General features: G+C 72.0%; 14 protein-coding genes. 8 read left to right on the forward strand and 6 right to left on the reverse strand.

From position 1 onward, the window contains the following. The first annotated feature begins 5 nt into the window (after positions 1-5). Together IM697_RS25715 and IM697_RS25720 are read left to right on the forward strand one after the other, a co-directional pair. Positions 6-965, forward strand: coding sequence for a threonine/serine dehydratase family protein (locus IM697_RS25715; protein ID WP_194038470.1), 960 nt, complete (start codon positions 6-8; stop codon positions 963-965). A 158-nt stretch (positions 966-1,123) separates the two neighbouring features. After that, on the forward strand, positions 1,124-2,713 hold the full coding sequence (locus tag IM697_RS25720) for a serine/threonine protein kinase (RefSeq protein ID WP_194038471.1): 1,590 nt from the start codon (positions 1,124-1,126) through the stop codon (positions 2,711-2,713). Here IM697_RS25720 and IM697_RS25725 read toward each other — a convergent pair whose 3' ends face one another. Then, positions 2,714-4,150 (reverse strand): serine hydrolase domain-containing protein, encoded by a 1,437-nt coding sequence (locus tag IM697_RS25725; protein ID WP_194038472.1) that lies wholly within the window; start codon positions 4,148-4,150, stop codon positions 2,714-2,716. Positions 4,151-4,200: 50 nt separating this feature from the next. On the opposite strand from IM697_RS25725, the gene IM697_RS25730 reads away from it, so the two are divergent. Together IM697_RS25730 and IM697_RS25735 are read left to right on the forward strand one after the other, a co-directional pair. Beyond that, entirely contained in the window at positions 4,201-5,172 is a 972-nt protein-coding gene (locus IM697_RS25730; RefSeq protein ID WP_194038473.1) for an LLM class F420-dependent oxidoreductase, read from the forward strand. Positions 5,173-5,281: 109 nt separating this feature from the next. Beyond that, entirely contained in the window at positions 5,282-6,364 is a 1,083-nt protein-coding gene (locus IM697_RS25735) for a hypothetical protein (protein WP_194038474.1), read from the forward strand. On the opposite strand, the gene IM697_RS25740 is transcribed toward IM697_RS25735, so the two are convergent. Further along, entirely contained in the window at positions 6,346-6,828 is a 483-nt protein-coding gene (locus IM697_RS25740) for a DUF6328 family protein (protein WP_194038475.1), read from the reverse strand. The two genes, IM697_RS25735 and IM697_RS25740, sit on opposite strands and share 19 nt — an antisense overlap. A gap of 84 nt (positions 6,829-6,912) precedes the next feature. Continuing rightward, positions 6,913-7,896 carry an aldo/keto reductase gene (locus IM697_RS25745; protein WP_194038476.1) on the reverse strand — a complete coding sequence of 328 codons (984 nt, stop codon included), beginning with the start codon at positions 7,894-7,896 and terminating at the stop codon, positions 6,913-6,915. A 137-nt stretch (positions 7,897-8,033) separates the two neighbouring features. Between IM697_RS25745 and IM697_RS25750 the strand changes: the two genes are divergently transcribed. Further along, positions 8,034-9,722, forward strand: coding sequence for a cholesterol oxidase substrate-binding domain-containing protein (locus tag IM697_RS25750; RefSeq protein ID WP_194038477.1), 1,689 nt, complete (start codon positions 8,034-8,036; stop codon positions 9,720-9,722). Positions 9,723-9,740: 18 nt separating this feature from the next. Here IM697_RS25750 and IM697_RS25755 read toward each other — a convergent pair whose 3' ends face one another. Then, positions 9,741-10,940 carry an FAD-dependent monooxygenase gene (locus IM697_RS25755; RefSeq protein ID WP_194038478.1) on the reverse strand — a complete coding sequence of 400 codons (1,200 nt, stop codon included), beginning with the start codon at positions 10,938-10,940 and terminating at the stop codon, positions 9,741-9,743. 354 nt (positions 10,941-11,294) lie between these two features. Here IM697_RS25755 and melC1 point away from each other — a divergent pair, with 354 nt between their 5' ends. Together melC1 and melC2 are read left to right on the forward strand one after the other, a co-directional pair. After that, entirely contained in the window at positions 11,295-11,666 is a 372-nt protein-coding gene (gene melC1 / locus IM697_RS25760) for an apotyrosinase chaperone MelC1 (protein WP_194038479.1), read from the forward strand. Positions 11,667-11,700: 34 nt separating this feature from the next. Beyond that, positions 11,701-12,525, forward strand: a complete 825-nt coding sequence (melC2, locus tag IM697_RS25765) for a tyrosinase MelC2 (protein ID WP_194038480.1) — start codon at positions 11,701-11,703, stop codon at positions 12,523-12,525. 18 nt (positions 12,526-12,543) lie between these two features. Here the strand turns inward: melC2 and IM697_RS25770 are convergent, their stop codons facing one another. Further along, positions 12,544-13,224, reverse strand: a complete 681-nt coding sequence (locus IM697_RS25770) for a ribonuclease H family protein (protein WP_194038481.1) — start codon at positions 13,222-13,224, stop codon at positions 12,544-12,546. A gap of 52 nt (positions 13,225-13,276) precedes the next feature. Then, positions 13,277-14,077 carry a VOC family protein gene (locus IM697_RS25775; protein WP_194038482.1) on the reverse strand — a complete coding sequence of 267 codons (801 nt, stop codon included), beginning with the start codon at positions 14,075-14,077 and terminating at the stop codon, positions 13,277-13,279. 150 nt (positions 14,078-14,227) lie between these two features. On the opposite strand from IM697_RS25775, the gene IM697_RS25780 reads away from it, so the two are divergent. After that, positions 14,228-15,235 (forward strand): zinc-binding alcohol dehydrogenase family protein, encoded by a 1,008-nt coding sequence (locus IM697_RS25780; RefSeq protein ID WP_194049866.1) that lies wholly within the window; start codon positions 14,228-14,230, stop codon positions 15,233-15,235. Positions 15,236-15,410 lie beyond the last annotated feature (175 nt).

Here is a 15,410-nt window from a genome sequence, read left to right on the forward strand (position 1 = left end):
CCGCCTTGATCGGGATCTCGGACGTCGAAGCCGCGGCCGGCCTCATCGCCGGACATGTGGTGCACACCCCGACCGTGCCCAGCCCCGGCCTGTCGGCCCTGCTCGGCGCCCCGGTCACGGCGAAGCTCGAACTCCTGCAGCGCACCGGCTCGTTCAAGGCGCGCGGGGCGACGGCGAAGCTGCTGTCGCTGAGCGACGCCCAGCGCGCCGCCGGGGTCGTGGCGGTGAGCGGGGGCAACCATGGAATCGCCCTGGCGATGACGGCGGCCGTCCTCGATGTGAAGGCCACCGTGGTCATGCCGCGTTCGGCGCCCGCGCACGCCGTGCGGATCGCCGAGGACGCCGGGGCGTCGGTGCGGCTGACGGAGGACATGGACGGTGCGTTCGCGCTGGTCACGCGGCTGCGGGACGAGGGGCTGACGCTCGTCCACCCCTTCGACGACCCCCTGGTGATCGCCGGGCAGGGCACCGTCGGGCTGGAGCTGGCCGACGACGCCGGTGACCTCACCGACGTGATCGTCAGCGTCGGGGGCGGCGGGCTCGTCGCCGGTGTCGCGGTGGCGCTGCGGGCCCGCCGTCCAGGTGTGCGGATCTGGGGCGTGGAGACCGAGGGCGCCGAGGCCATGTCCCGGGCGCTGGCGGCGGGCGGGCCGGTGCCGGTGCCGCTGTCGTCGATCGTGTCCACGCTCAGCGCGCCGGCCGCGTCGCAGCTGACGTACGACCATGTGTCCGCCCTCGTCGACGAGGTGCTCGTGGTCCCGGACCGGGAGGCGGTGCGGGGCGTGCTCGATCTCGCCGAGCACGCCAAGGTCTGGACCGAGCCCGCCGCCGGCTGTCTGCTGCCCGCGGCCCGGCGCGTCCTGGAGCGGGTCGGGGGCGGTGCGCGGCTCGGGCTGGTCGTGTGCGGGGGCAACGCGACGACCTCGGACGTGCTGCGCTGGGCGGCCGATTTCGGCCTTCGCTGAATCATTCACGCTCAATTTCCCTGGATTTTCCACATGCTTACTCATGCGTCAGAAAGCAAAGGAAAAGAAGCGCCCTTTGGTTGAGGATTTCATTGAACGCTTCCCGTCATGTCCCCCGTACTTCCTGTGAGATATCAGAGCCCGGGGTTCAGCGAGGGATGGCCATGGTCAAGGCGCGCGTCTCCACAGCCGAGTTGGTCGCCGGAAGGTACCGGCTCGTCGATGTCGTCCAGCGCGAGACGAACCGCGTCGGCTACTACGGCGAGGACATGGAAACCGAACGCCCGTGCCTCCTCACCCAGATCGGTCTCCCCGACGATCCGTGCCCGGACGCCGCGGGCCGGACCACCTCACGCATCCTGCGCGCCTCCGAGCGGATGGGGCTGCTGCGCCCGGGACACGTGGCCCCCGTCCTGGACGCCGTCGAGGAGTCCGGGAGCCTGTGGATCGTCACCGACTGGATCGACGGCACGCCTTTGGGTGAACTCATCCTTCAGCAGGGCATGTTCAACCACGTGCGCGCCGCGCGCATCGGCCTCGAACTGCTCGACGTGCTGGAGGCCGCGCACGTCGCGGGCATCACCCACGGCGAACTGAGCCCCGGGCAGGTGTTCGTGGGCGGCGACGGGTCCGTCGTCGTCACCGGCTTCGGACTGGCCGGCGCGACCCTCGCGCCCCGCGTCGCCGCGCCGTCGTACGCCTCGCCGGAGCAGGCCCGCGACGAGCGGATCGGGCCGGCGTCCGATCTGTGGGCGCTCGGCGCGATCCTCTACACGATGGTCGAGGGGCGCCCGCCGTATCGCGAACGGGACCGGCCCGAGGCCACGTTGAAGGGGGTCGACCGGCTCCCGCTGCGCGCCCCGGTGCGCGCCGGGCCGCTCACCCAGGTGGTGCAGGGGCTGCTGCGCAAGGACTCCCGGGAGCGGCTGAGCCGGCCGGCGGTCCGCGACACGTTCGTCCGGGTCCTCAACGAGGACCCTGAGACGGCCACGCAGGAGATGGGGCAGACCCGACTGCGCCGTCGATACGCCGTCGGGCCCACCTGGAGCAGACGGGCCATGGTGGCCGGCACGGCCCTGGCCGTGGTCACCGTCGCGGCCGCCGTCCTGGTGGTGACCAACGGCCGGTCGAACGACTCGGGCCCCGCGTCGGCGGGTTCGGCGCCCGGCGCGTCCGCCTCCGCCGGGGCGCCGACCGCCCAGTCCCCCACGCCCAGCCCCTCCCCCTCCCAGGAGGGGACGGGCTCGAAGCCCCCCACCGCATCCCCCTCGGGCACGGCCCTGCCGCCCGGCTACCGGACGTACACCTCACGGGACGGCTTCTCCGTCGCTCTGCCCGAGGGCTGGAAGGCGCTGCGCACCAAGCGGACCGGGGACCTGGCGTACCGCGTCTTCTTCAGCGCCGACGGCGATGCGCGCACCCTCGCCATCACCTACAGCGAGGCCCTGGGGTCGGACCCCGTCGCCGTGTGGCGCGACGAGGTCCAGCCCGACCTGGAGGAGCGCTCCGGGTTCCGGCGCATCGGCGACATCGAGGCGACGACGTACCAGGGTTACGAGGCCGCCGACATGGAGTGGGTCTCGGAGAACGACGGCACTCGGCTGCGCACCTTCGGCCGCGGGTTCCTGATCGGCGACCACCGCGGCTACTCGCTGCGCTGGACGACCCCGGAGGATGACTGGGACGACCCGGCGAACCGGGAGGCCCTGGACGTGTTCCTGCGGACCTTCCGGGTGGCGGAGGACTGATCAGCCCGAGGCACGGGGTGCGCGCATCGCCCTGAGCGGCAGGCCGTGCAGTGGGTCCGTGCGCCAACGGGCCGTGAACGTCCGGTCCTTGAGCGAGCAGGTCACGTCGAGGTGGTGCGGGGTCTCCAGGAAGGCGACGTCCACGACGAGGGTGTCGGCGTCGGCCCAACCGCCGCTCACCGCGGTGGGCACCGGCTCCTCGGTGACGGTCCACCCGGCGTCCCCGAACCGCACCACGAGCGGGTGGCCGCCCTCGGTGAGCGTCAGCGCCCAGCCGTCCCCGTCCGACGCGAGGTCGATCCCGGTGAGCTTGGGCACGGGCCCGCAGACACCGCCGTCCGGGGTGAACGCGGCGGCGGACCACGCCTCGGCCCGCTCGGGCGGCGCGGGCTCACCCGTGGCGGGCGGCAGCGCCAGCCCGGCCAGCCGCCGCGCCAGTTCCGCGTCCGCCGTCTCGCCGTCCGTCAGGGGCGCGGGGCCCAACGCGGGCAGCAGATGCCTCCAGACCAGGTTCAGCAGGGCCTGCATGTCCCAGGTGTCCGCGGTCGTCGCGATCACGGCGTCGTGCTCGGGCAGCACGACGCAGAACTGGCCGAAGGCACCGTCGCCGCGATAGCCGTGCCGGGACATCCAGAACTTGAAGCCGTAGCCCCGCTGCCAGTCGTCCCCGGGCATCACACCGTCGTTCGGGATCTGCGGCCGCGTGGCCTCGGCCACCCACCACTCGGGCAGCAGCCGCTCGCCCTCCCACACCCCGCCGCGCAGATAGAGCTGGCCCAGCCGGGCGATCGCGTCGGTGGTGGCGTGCAGCCCGCTGAAGCCGAGCTCCCGGCCGCTGCGGTCCGTCAGCCAGGCGATGTCGCCGATGCCGAGCGGATCCAGCAGGCGCGGCCGCAGATACTCGGTCAGCGACTGTCCGCTCACGCGCTGCACGATGGCGGAGAGCGCGAAGGTGGCGGGCTGGTTGTAGGCGAAGACCGTGCCCGGGTCGCGGTCCGGGGGCACCAGGAGGAAGCCGCGCACGAGGTCCTCGCGGTCGCGCCGGCGCGCCTCGGAGACGGTGTCGCTCTCGTGCCCGCTGGCCATGGACGCCACGTGCCGCACGAGCATGGCGCGGCTGCGCGGGTCGGTGATGTCGGCCTCGAACTCGGGGAAGTACGAGATCACGGGGTCGTCGAGCCGTATCAGCCCCTCGGCGGCGGCCATCCCGGCGGCGGTCGCGGTGAAGCTCTTGCTGATCGAGTAGAGCAACTGCGGGCGTTCGGGAGCGTACGGCGCCCACCAGCCGGAGGCGACCAGATGCCCGTGCCGCAGGATCATCAGGCTGTGCGGCTCGATCGCGGGGGCGGCGTCGACGGCGTCGAGGAAGGCGAGGACGCCGTTGGCGTCGACGCCCTGGGCGGCGGGGGTGCTCGAAGGCAGCGGGCGAACAGGCATACGGGCATCCTCTCCCGTTTTCGACGCCGCTGTCCGGGGACTCGGGCCCCATGGTGAAGATCGGATACACGATGATGACCGAGCAGGCTGGCCCTCGTGAGCTGGTGGACCACCTGGTCCGCGCCGAGGCGGCGGGCTTCGACTTCTCCGTGACCTCGGACCACTACTTTCCGTGGCTGCGTTCGCAGGGTCACTCGCCGTACGCCTGGAGTGTGCTGGGGGCGGCCGCCCAGGCCACGTCGCGGATTCCGCTGATGACGTACGTGACGTGTCCGACGGTCCGCTACCACCCGGCGGTGGTGGCGCAGAAGGCGGCCACGATGCAGTCGCTGTCCGGGGGCCGGTTCCGGCTGGGGCTCGGCTCGGGCGAGAACCTCAACGAGCATGTCGTGGGCGGCGGTTGGCCGTCGGTGGATGTGCGGCACGAGATGCTGGAGGAGGCGGTGGAGATCATCCGGGCGCTCTTCGGGGGCGGCGATGTGAACCATCGCGGCCCGCACTTCGACGTGGAGTCGGCCCGACTGTGGGACCTGCCGGACGAGCCGCCGCCCATCGGCATCGCCGTCTCCGGGGAGCAGTCCTGTGCGCTCGCGGGCCGGCTGGGCGACCTGGTGATCGCCACGGAACCGAAGGCGGACCTGCTGGAGGCCTTCGACCGGCACGGCGGCGCGGGCAAGCCCCGGGTGGGGCAGGTCCCGGTGTGCCACGACGCCGACCCGGACGCCGCGATCGAGCGCGCCCACGCCCAGTTCCGCTGGTTCGGCGGTGGCTGGAAGGTCAACTCGGAGCTGCCGCACCCGGACTCCTTCGCGTCGGCGACCCGGTTCGTCACCCGGGACGACGTGGCCGACTCGATCCCGTGCGGCGACGACCCCGACGCCTTCGTCAAGGCCGTCCGCCCCTACGCCGAGGCGGGGTTCACCGAGATCGCCCTGGTACAGATCGGGGGCGAGGCGCAGTTGCCGTATCTCGACTGGGCGGAGAAGACGCTGCTGCCCGCGCTGCGGGAGGCCCTCGACTGACGCACCCGCACCCCGGTGCCCCGGGGACGGCGAGAGCCCCGTACGCGGGTGCCCTAGGCTGCCGGTCGGCACTTTTGCCGTCCGAACAGCCTGTACAGGAGAGTCATCCGTGAGCCTGGCGATCGTCCCGTCCGAGACGTCCCCCGTGCCCCTGTCCGACCTCGTCGCCCGTGACGCGCGAGAGTTCGGGGTCTACGCGCGGACCGGGGGGTGGGCCTTCGGCCTGATGGTGGCGCGCAGCGTACGCCCCGGCGGCCAGAGCGCGGACGAGACGCCGAAGGTGTCCGCGAAGGAGTTCGCCGAACTCGCCGGGTGCTCCCCCGAGCGCGTCATGCGCTACTACAAGGCCTGGGACCGGGCCGCCGACGACGGTCTCGTCCCGCACTTCGAGGCGCTCGCGCCGGGCCAGGAGGTGGAGCTGCCGGACGCCGACGTGTGGCTCGGCTACTACGTCTCCCGCAACGGCGCCACCTCCGAGCGGGGCACCGCCATCGCCGAGGCGGCCGAGGCCGAGGGCATCCGCCCGACGAAGGCCCTGGAGGTCGCCGAGAACCCCACCGCGCTGCGCGCCGCGATCCTCGCCGACCCCTCCACGGCCCGCGCGGCCCGCCAGGCGCTCCTCGACCGTGTCCGGGAGGACCCCGATCTCCAGGCCGAGCTGGCGCGGGACGTCGTACGCACCGACGACCTGAAGAAGGCCGTCGCCACGGAGAACCGGGCGGCCGACCGGATCGGCTACGTCCGGCAGATCGCCGAGTCCGGCCAGATCAGGACCCCGGCCGGGCAGACCGTCGACGCGCCCGTGGACGTGCGCCAGGAGGCCGAACGGCATCTGTCGCTGATCGACGAGCTCGACGAGGACGAGGACACCGGCGAGTGGGCCGGCGAGGCCTACGACACCATGAAGTCCCTCGTCGCCGAGACCGTGGAGGCGGACCCCGAACTGCGGGTGCGGGAGCGGCGCACGAAGTTCTACAACAGCCTGCAGCGGGCGACGAAGGTCTTCGAGGAACTGACCTTCGACGACGTTCAGGAGTTCGTGGAGGACGACATGGTCCAGCAGCTGGAGGAGCTCCAGCAGGCCATCTCCACGTGCATCACGGCGCTGCGCGGCGCGCAGGCAGGCACCGGCGAAGCGAGCCTGCCGCGCTCACCCGGTCAGGACGCCGCCGCTCACTCCTCGGCGCGGTGACGCGCCCACAGCGGCAGCAGGAACCACCACAGCACGTACCAGACGACGACGCCCGCCACCAGCAGGGGCACGAACCAGTCGTGGGTGGCGACCCGCAGGATCAGCAGCAGCGAGCCCGACATGGTGCCGAGCAGCAGGAACAGGCCGACGAAGGTCATCTTGGAGGCCCATTCCACCGCCTGCGGCTTGATGCGCCGCCCGGCCACCAGACGGTGCAGCGACACGGGGCCGATCAGCGCGCCGGTGGCGGCGGCGCCCAGCACCACCGTCACGATGTAGATGGTCTGGTCCGTGTCGGTGAGCCTGTCGTACTTCGCCGTGAACACGACGGTGAGCAGGAAGCCGAACAGGATCTGGACGCCCATCTGGGTCACCCGGACCTCCTGGAGGAGTTCGCCCCACATGCGGTCGGCCCGCTCCTCCTCGCTCTCGTCGCGGCCCGTCCGTCGTCCCTGTGCGGTCATGCCGGTACAGGTAACCCCGCCGCGGAACACTCAAACGGCGGGGTCGGTGAGCGGCGTGGCCACCGCTCGCGGCGCGGTACGCGTCTACCAGCGGCCTTCGACCTGCTCCTTGATCCGCCGGTCGTACAGGTCCCGGATCGCGGTGAGCGTGTGCTCGGACAGCTCCGGCAGCGCCGCGGCGGCCGCGTTGGCGCGGGCCTGCTCGGGCGAGCGGGCGCCCGGGATCACGGTGGTCACGCCGGGCTGCTGGATGATCCAGCGCAGCGCGAGCTGGGCCGGTGTGAAGCCCTCCGGGGCGAGGGCGGCGAACTCGACGGCCGCCTCCACGCCGGAGTCGTAGTCGACGCCGGAGAAGGTCTCGCCCTGGTCGAAGGACTCGCCGTGCCGGTTGTAGGTGCGGTGGTCGTTGGCCGGGAAGACGGTGTCCTTGGTGTACTTGCCCGACAGCAGGCCGGAGGCCAGCGGGACGCGGGCGATGATGCCGACGCCCGCCTCCTCGGCCGCGGGCAGCACCTCGAGGAGGGGCTTCATGCGGAACGGGTTGAGGATGATCTGCACGCTGGCCACGCCCGGCCGGGCGATCGCGGTCAGCGCCTCGGCGCAGGTCTCGACGCTGACGCCGTACTGCGCGATGCGCTCCTCCTCGACCAGGGTGTCCAGGGCGTCGAACACCTCGTCCGTGGAGTAGACCGGCGTCGGCGGGCAGTGCAGTTGGACCAGGTCGAGGCGGTCCACGCCGAGGTTGCGCCGTGAACGGTCGTTCCAGGCGCGGAAGTTGTCGAGAACGTAGTTCTCGGGGATCTGGTCGACACGGCGGCCCATCTTGGTCGCCACGAAGATGTCCAGCTCGGGCCTGCCCCGCAGGAAGCCGGCGATGGTCTGCTCACTGCGCCCGTCGCCGTACACGTCGGCCGTGTCGAAGAAGGTGACCCCCGACTCCACCGCCGCGTCCAGTACCGAAAGGGCTTCCTTGTCGTCCACGTCTCCCCAGTCGGCGCCCAGCTGCCACGTACCGAGACCGACGACGGATGCCCGCTGACCCGACCTACCGATTACACGCTCGTCCATGGCGTCAGTGTGTCATTCGCCGCCGGCGGGGGCGGAGGGGGCCCGCCGCCCGGGCCCCCTGTGAATTCGTCACCCACAAGAGTGAATCCGTTCGGCGAGCAAGCGGTTACCGTCGGCCGGGTCCCTAGCTTGGGCCTGTGATCGACAAGTTCACCCGCAGGGGCTTGCTCCGCACCGCGGCCCTGGCCGCCGTACCGACCCTGGCCCCGGCGGATCCGGCCGTCGCCGCGCGGGAGTTGCCGGACTTCCCGGCGGACGTGGCGCTGTACCGCTCGGCGTATCGCAACTGGGTCGGCGAGATCACCGCCGACGGGCTGTGGGCCTGCGCACCGGCCGGCCCGGATCAGGTGGCCGACGTCGTCAACTGGGCGTGGCGGCACGGCTGGAGGGTGCGCGCCCGAGGTTCCTCGCACGGCTGGTCACCGCTGACGATCACGCCGGGCACACCGTCGGACGCGCCGGTCCTCCTCGTCGACACGGCCTCACATCTCACCGGCCTGTCCCTGGAGTCGCCGACCGCGGTGCGGGCCGGCCCGGGCGTCACCCTGGAGGCCCTGCTCACCTACCTGGAGGAACACGGTCTGGGCGTCACCGCCACGCCCGCGCCCGGCAACCTCACCCTGGGCGGCGCCCTGGCGATCGACGCCCACGGCACCGCCGTACCCGCGCTGGGCGAGCGGCGGCCGCCCGGTCACACATACGGCTCGCTGAGCAATCTCGTGCTGTCGCTGACGGCCGTCGTCTGGGACGAGGACAGCGGCGCGTATGTGCCGCGGACCTACGACCGTGCCGAGGCGGACTGCGCCGCGCTGCTCACCCACCTCGGCCGCGCCTTCGTCACCGAGGTCGTGCTGCGCGTGGGCGCTAACACCAACCTGCGGTGCGTCAGCCGCATGGACATCCCGGCCGACGAGCTGTTCGCCGCGCCCGGCTCCGACGGCCGCACCTTCGCGAGCTTTCTGGACCGAGCAGGGCGGGCCGAGGCGATCTGGTTCGCCTTCACCGAGTGCCCGTGGCTGAAGGTGTGGAGCGTCTCCCCGACCCGGCCACTGACCTCACGGCAGGTGCGGACGCCGTACAACTACCCGTTCTCCGACAGCGTCCCGCCCCCGGTCGCGGAGCTGGTCGAGCGCGTCGTGTCGGACGGGGCCTGGTATCTGGCTCCGGTGCTGGGCAACGCTCAGTACGACGCGGCCGTGCTCGGGCTGACGGCCACGCTGTCGGCGGACATCTGGGGGCCGTCCAAGAACACGCTGCTGTATCTGCGGCCGACGACGCTGCGGATCGCCACGAACGGCTACGCGGTGCACACCGGCCGGGACCAGGTGCAGCGCGTCGTCGCCGAGTTCGCCGCCTTCTACCGGGAGCGGCTCACGGCCTACGCCGACCGGGGCCGGTTCCCGGTCAACGGGTCGGTGGAGATCCGGGTGACGGGCCTCGACGATCCGGGGGACGTCGGGCACACGGGGGCGCGGGCCCCGCTGCTGTCGGCGCTCCGGCCGCGCGACGACCGCCCCGAGTGGGACACCGCCGTGTGGCTGAACATCCTGACGCTGCCCGGGACGCCGTACGCGGAGGAGTTCTCGAGCCAGATCGAGCGGTTCCTGCTGCGTACCTTCGACGGCGAGTACGCCATGACCAGGGTCGAGTGGTCGAAGGGCTGGGCCTATACGAGGGAGGCCGCCTGGAGCGACGGCGAGGTGCTGGGCCATGCGGTGCCCGGCGGCTTCGGGGAGGACACGTGGGGGCAGGCCCGCGGTGTGCTGGACCGGCTCGATCCGCACCGGGTGTTCGGCAACGGCTTCCTCGACCGGTTGTTCCGGTGAGGCACGTCCCTTCGCCGTTCAGGGGCGGGACGCCCTCGCCTGCATGGTGCGGGCGAGCTTCGGGCCCAGCCGGCGCTTGAGGCGGCGCGTCGTCTCCAGCCGGCCGGCCGCCCGGTCGAGCCGGTAGTAGAGCCGGGGCGGCACATGGGGCAGCAGGGGCGAGTGGCGCTGGCCGAGGAGGGCGAACATCTGCTGCGGGGGCAGGTCGATGTAGCGGGGCAGGTTCTCGTACCAGCGGGCGCTGAGGCGGGCCGCGCTCTGGACGGACAACAGGGCCCGTCTGCGCTGCCGTTCGTAGCGGTCGAGGGCCTGCGGCAGGGCGGGCTGCTCGTGCAGTGCTCCCGCCAGGGCGATGGCGTCCTCCAGGGCGAGGGTCGTGCCGGCGCCGACGGAGTAGTGGGTGGTGTGGGCGGCGTCGCCGATCAGGACGAGGTTGCCGCGGTGCCAGGTGCGGTTGGTGAGGGTGCGGAAGGTCAGCCATTGAGCCGAGGGGCGGCCGATGAGGGGGTGGCCGTCGAGGATGTCGGCGAAGAGCTTCTCCAACAGGGCCAGTCCGTCGGCCTCGTTCGCGGTGTCCAGGCCGAGGCCGGTCCAGGTCTCGGGGGCACATTCGACGACGCAGGTGCTCGACTCGGGTCCGAAGCCGTAGCCGTAGCACCAGATCCAGCCGTGGCCGGTCTCGACGAAGGCGAAGGTGAAGGCTTCGAAGACCTTGCTCGTGCCGAGCCAGAGGTAGCGGTTGCGGCCGGTGCCGATCGCCGTGCCGAAGTGGTCGGCGTGGCGGGTGCGCAGGGCGCTGTGAACGCCGTCGGCCGCCACGATCAGGTCGGCGTCGGGCAGGTCGTCCGGGGTGATCCCGTGCTCGAACTCCAGGCGTACGCCCAGCGAGCGGGCGCGCTCGGCGAGGATCTCCAGCAGGCGGTGGCGGCCGATGCCGTGGCCCTCGTCGCCGGGCCGGCGGGTCGTCAGGTCCCGTACGTGGGCCACTCCTTCGCTCCAGCGGACCGAGTTCGCCTCGACGGCCCGGGCCGACTCGGGGTCGTGCGCGTGAAGTCTGTCGAGCAGTCCGCGCCAGTAGGTGACGCCCCAGCCGTAGGTGGAGCCCTCCGGATCGCGTTCGTGGACGGTGATGTCGTGGGACGGGTTCCGCAGCTTGAGCAGGATCGAGAGATACAGGCCGGCGGGCCCGCCGCCGACGCAGGCGACCTTCACACACACCCCTGGAAAATACCCGATTCGGTCATTTCGGGTCCGCAGGGTAGCAGGGCGGGAACACCGCGCAGGGCATTCCGGATCGCGCCAGTTTCCGTAGGTGGGGCACATCTCCCGACGTCACGCCCACCCGCGAAGGATCACCGGAAACCCGCTTCCCGGGAGAAGGAATTCGCCGTTCCGCGGCTGCGCGGACGCCGGCCGCGACAAGATCATCCTCGTTCAACACTGTACGACATTTAGCAACTTGTCCGGATCGAGGCCACCCGCTCCCGACCGATTTCTCCCGTGCTCGTCCGGCCCGATAGGTATGCGGGGTTCGCAACCGAACGAATCACCGAACGAACCCAGGAGGTCCGCATGCCGGAACTCAGCCGTCGCCGTGCCCTGACCGCCGCGGCCGCCCTCGCCACCATGGCCGGTGTCCAGCCGGCCGTCGCCCCCACCGTGTCCGCCACGGAGCACGGCCGTCACACCCCGGCGTCCTTCGACGAGGTCTACAAGGGCCGCCGGATACAGGGCCGGCCGGTCTCGGGCGGCGCTCATCAGCATCACGGAGGCGGCTACGCCGTGTCCGTCGACGGGGTGGAGCTGCATGTGATGCGCAACGCCGACGGCAGCTGGATCAGCGTCGTCAGCCACTACGACCCGGTGCCCACCCCGCGCGCCGCCGCCCGTGCCGCCGTGGACGAGCTCCAGGGCGCCGCACTTCTGCCCTTCCCCGCCAACTGACTCTCCGTACCCGCACTCTGGAGCACGCTCGACCATGACCGTCCGCAAGAACCAGGCCGCCCTGACCGCCGACGAGAAGCGCCGCTTCGTCGCCGCCGTCGTGGAGTTGAAGCGCAGCGGCCGCTACGACACGTTCGTCACCACGCACAACGCCTTCATCGTCGGCGACACCGACGACGGTGAGCGCACCGGCCACCGTTCACCTAGTTTCCTGCCCTGGCATCGCAGATTCCTGCTCGACTTCGAGCGCGCCCTGCAGGAGGTGGACTCCTCGGTCGCGCTGCCCTACTGGGACTGGAGCACCGATCGCTCGATACGGTCGTCGCTGTGGGCGCCCGACTTCCTGGGCGGCACCGGGCGCAGCCGCGACGGGCGGGTGATGGACGGGCCGTTCGCGGCGTCGGCCAGCAACTGGTCGATCAATGTGCGCGTCGACGGCCGTACGTTTCTGCGCCGCTCGCTCGGCACCGCCGTACGGGAGCTGCCGACCCGGGCCGAGGTGGAGTCCGTGCTCGCCATGCCGACGTACGACACGGCGCCCTGGAACAGCGCGTCGGACGGCTTCCGCAACCACCTCGAGGGCTGGCGCGGCGTCAACCTGCACAACCGGGTCCATGTGTGGGTCGGCGGGCACATGGCGACCGGCATGTCGCCCAACGACCCGGTGTTCTGGCTGCACCACGCCTACGTCGACAAGCTTTGGGCGCAGTGGCAGCGGCTCCACCCCGGCAGCGGGTATGTGCCGGTGGCCGGGACACCGAACGTGGTGGACCTCAACGACACGATGAAGCCGTGGAACGACGTGCGTCCCGCCGATCTGCTCGACCACACCGCGCACTACACCTTCGACGCGGCCTGAGCCCCGTGGGGCTCGTCGTCATGCCTGCGCGGTACGGCACTCCGGGTGGCCCCAGCCCTGGGCGTTCTTCGCGATCTGCTCGCCCGCCGCATAGCCGCGGCCGCACCCGCAGCGGCCGGGGAACTTGGCCTTGATGGTGCGCGCGGAGCTGCCGTTCTGCCGGGACGCCGCCGCCCTGCGACGCGGCGCCTTGGTCTTCGGGGTGTCCGGGGACGGCGGCGGCTCCGGTGAGCCGAGCTCGCTGCCCGCCGGCTCCTGCACGGTGGCGGCCTGGCTGGCGGCGCGGTCGGCGAAGTCGTTGAGCCGGTCGCCGTCGACCTGGTGGGCGGGGACGTAGCGGAACTCGACCGTGCGGCCGTCGAGCAGCTCGTCGATGCGTACCACCAGGTCCTGGTTGGCGACGGGCTTGCCGGCGGCCGTCTTCCAGCCGTTGCGCTTCCAGCCCGGCAGCCAGGTGGTGACGGCCTTCATGGCGTACTGCGAGTCCATGCGGATCTCCAGCGGTACGCCCGGGTCGGTCGCGGTGAGCAGGCGTTCCAGCGCGGTGAGTTCCGCGACGTTGTTGGTGGCCCTGCCCAGCGGCCCCGACTCCCAGCGGGCCGGGGCCTCGGTCTCGTCGGCGACGACCCAGGCCCAGCCCGCCGGCCCGGGGTTTCCCTTCGAAGCCCCGTCGCACGCGGCCACAACACGTTCACGCATGCGCCGATCATGCCATGGGCCGGCGGGCCGTCCGGTCGCAGGTCTCCCGCGATCAGGGGACGTCCGTCGTCTTCGGCATGTCCCCTTCCGTCGTCGTGACGTCGATCACCGAGAAGTTCGCGCCCTGCGGGTCGGTGAGCGCCGCGAACCGGCCGAACGGCGAGCTCATCGGCCCGAAGCGCAGAATGGCGCCCTGCTTGGTGGCCCGGGCGACCGCGTCGTCGCAGTTGGCGACCGTGAAGTAGACGTTGATGTAGGAGGGGACCTCGGGCGGGAACTCCTCCGTCATCTGCATCCGGCCGAGGACCATGTCGTCGCCGAGGGAGTAGATCCGGAAGTCGACCTCGTCGTCCTCCATCTGCTTGGCGCCGTACCCGAAGACGGCCGGGAAGAAGGCGTCCGGCTTCTCCCGCTCGCGGGTGAAGACCTCGCCCCAGCAGTACGCGCCGGGCTGGTCCATCGGCGCCTCGAAGCCCTCGTGGGTACCGGGCTGCCAGAGGCCGAAGATCGCGCCGCTGGGCTCGCGGGCCAGGCACATGCTGCCGACCTCGCCGACCGCCATCGGCTCCATCAGGATCTCGCCGCCGTTCTCACGGATCTTGGCGCCGGTGGCGCCCACGTCGGCGGACGCGAAGTAGAGGCACCACTGCGACTGCCCCTCCTGGCCCGGCATGGGCGGGACGACCGCGGCGGCCGCCTTGCCGTTCGCGTAGGCCTGGGTGTAGTTGCCGTAATCCGTCGACTCCTCGCCGAACGTCCAGCCCAGGACGTCGCCGTAGAAGTTCTTGGCCCCCTCGATGTCGCTGAACATCGCGTCGGCCCAGATCGGGGTTCCCTCAGGTTTCACGGCCATGGCTGCGGCCCTCTCCCGGATCGGTGAGTTGTCCGGATTCATACGCTAGCCACCGGCCGGTCGGGGCGCGCGCCGAATACCTGGTTCCGTTCCAGACTGGGGGAGACGGCGGCCGGTCGACGGACGGGGCTCGGTATGGCGGACGGGACGATGCGCGCGTGGTCGGTGATCGAGCCGGGGCCGGTCGGGGCGGGGCCGCTGCGGCTGGTCGAGAAGCCGGTGCCGGTGCCCGGGGACGACGAGCTGCTGGTGCGGGTGCGGGCGTGCGGGGTGTGCCGTACGGATCTGCATGTCGCCGAGGGCGATCTGCCGGTGCGCCGGCCCGGGGTGACGCCCGGGCACGAGGTCGTCGGGGAGGTCGTGGGGTTCGGGGCGGCGGTGGGCGGCTTCGCGGTCGGGGAACGGGTGGGGGTGGCCTGGCTGCGGCGGACCGACGGGACGTGCCGCTATTGCGCGCGGGGGTCGGAGAACCTGTGCCCGGCCTCGTCCTACACCGGCTGGGACGCCGACGGCGGATACGCCGAGTACACGACCGTGCCGGCCGCGTTCGCCTACCGGCTGCCCGGCGGCCTGGACGACGTGTCGCTCGCGCCGCTGCTGTGTGCCGGGATCATCGGCCATCGCGCGCTGCGCCGCTCGGCACTGCCGCCGGGCGGACGGCTGGGACTGTACGGCTTCGGGGGCAGCGCTCATCTGTGCGCGCAGGTGGCGATGGCCGAGGGTGCCACCGTGCACGTCCTCACGCGCGGGGCGGACGCCCGCAAGCTGGCGCTCGATCTCGGGGCGGCCTCGGCGCGCGGCCCGTACGAGATGCCGCCGGAGCCGCTGGACAGCGCGATCCTGTTCGCGCCCGCCGGTGAGCTGGTGCCGGGCGCGCTGCGGGCCCTGGACCGGGGCGGGACGCTGGCGATCGCCGGCATCCACCTCAGCGACGTCCCGGGCCTGCGCTACGAGAGCGAGCTGTTCTACGAGAAGCAGCTGCGCAGCGTCACCTCCAACACCCGCGAGGACGGCCGTGAGTTCCTGGCGCTGGTCGCCGAGCACTCCGTACACGCCACGACACACAGCTATCCGCTGTCGCGGGCGGACGAGGCGCTGCGGGATCTCGCGGCGGGGCGGTTCGACGGTGCGGCCGTGCTGGTGAACGACCTGTCCTGAGCCGCGTGCGCCCCCGGCGCCGGCCGGGACGCGTGAGTCGGGTGGTCGCGCGCCGTACGCCCGCCCGTCCGGACGATCACCACCGGCGTGAAAGGACGTGCCCGTGCGCCCTCCGCTTCGGAGGAGGGTTTGCGCCACTCACGTGGTGAAGCCGCCCCCTTCACGCCGTACCGGG

Source organism: Streptomyces ferrugineus (assembly GCF_015160855.1).
GTDB lineage: Bacteria > Actinomycetota > Actinomycetes > Streptomycetales > Streptomycetaceae > Streptomyces > Streptomyces ferrugineus.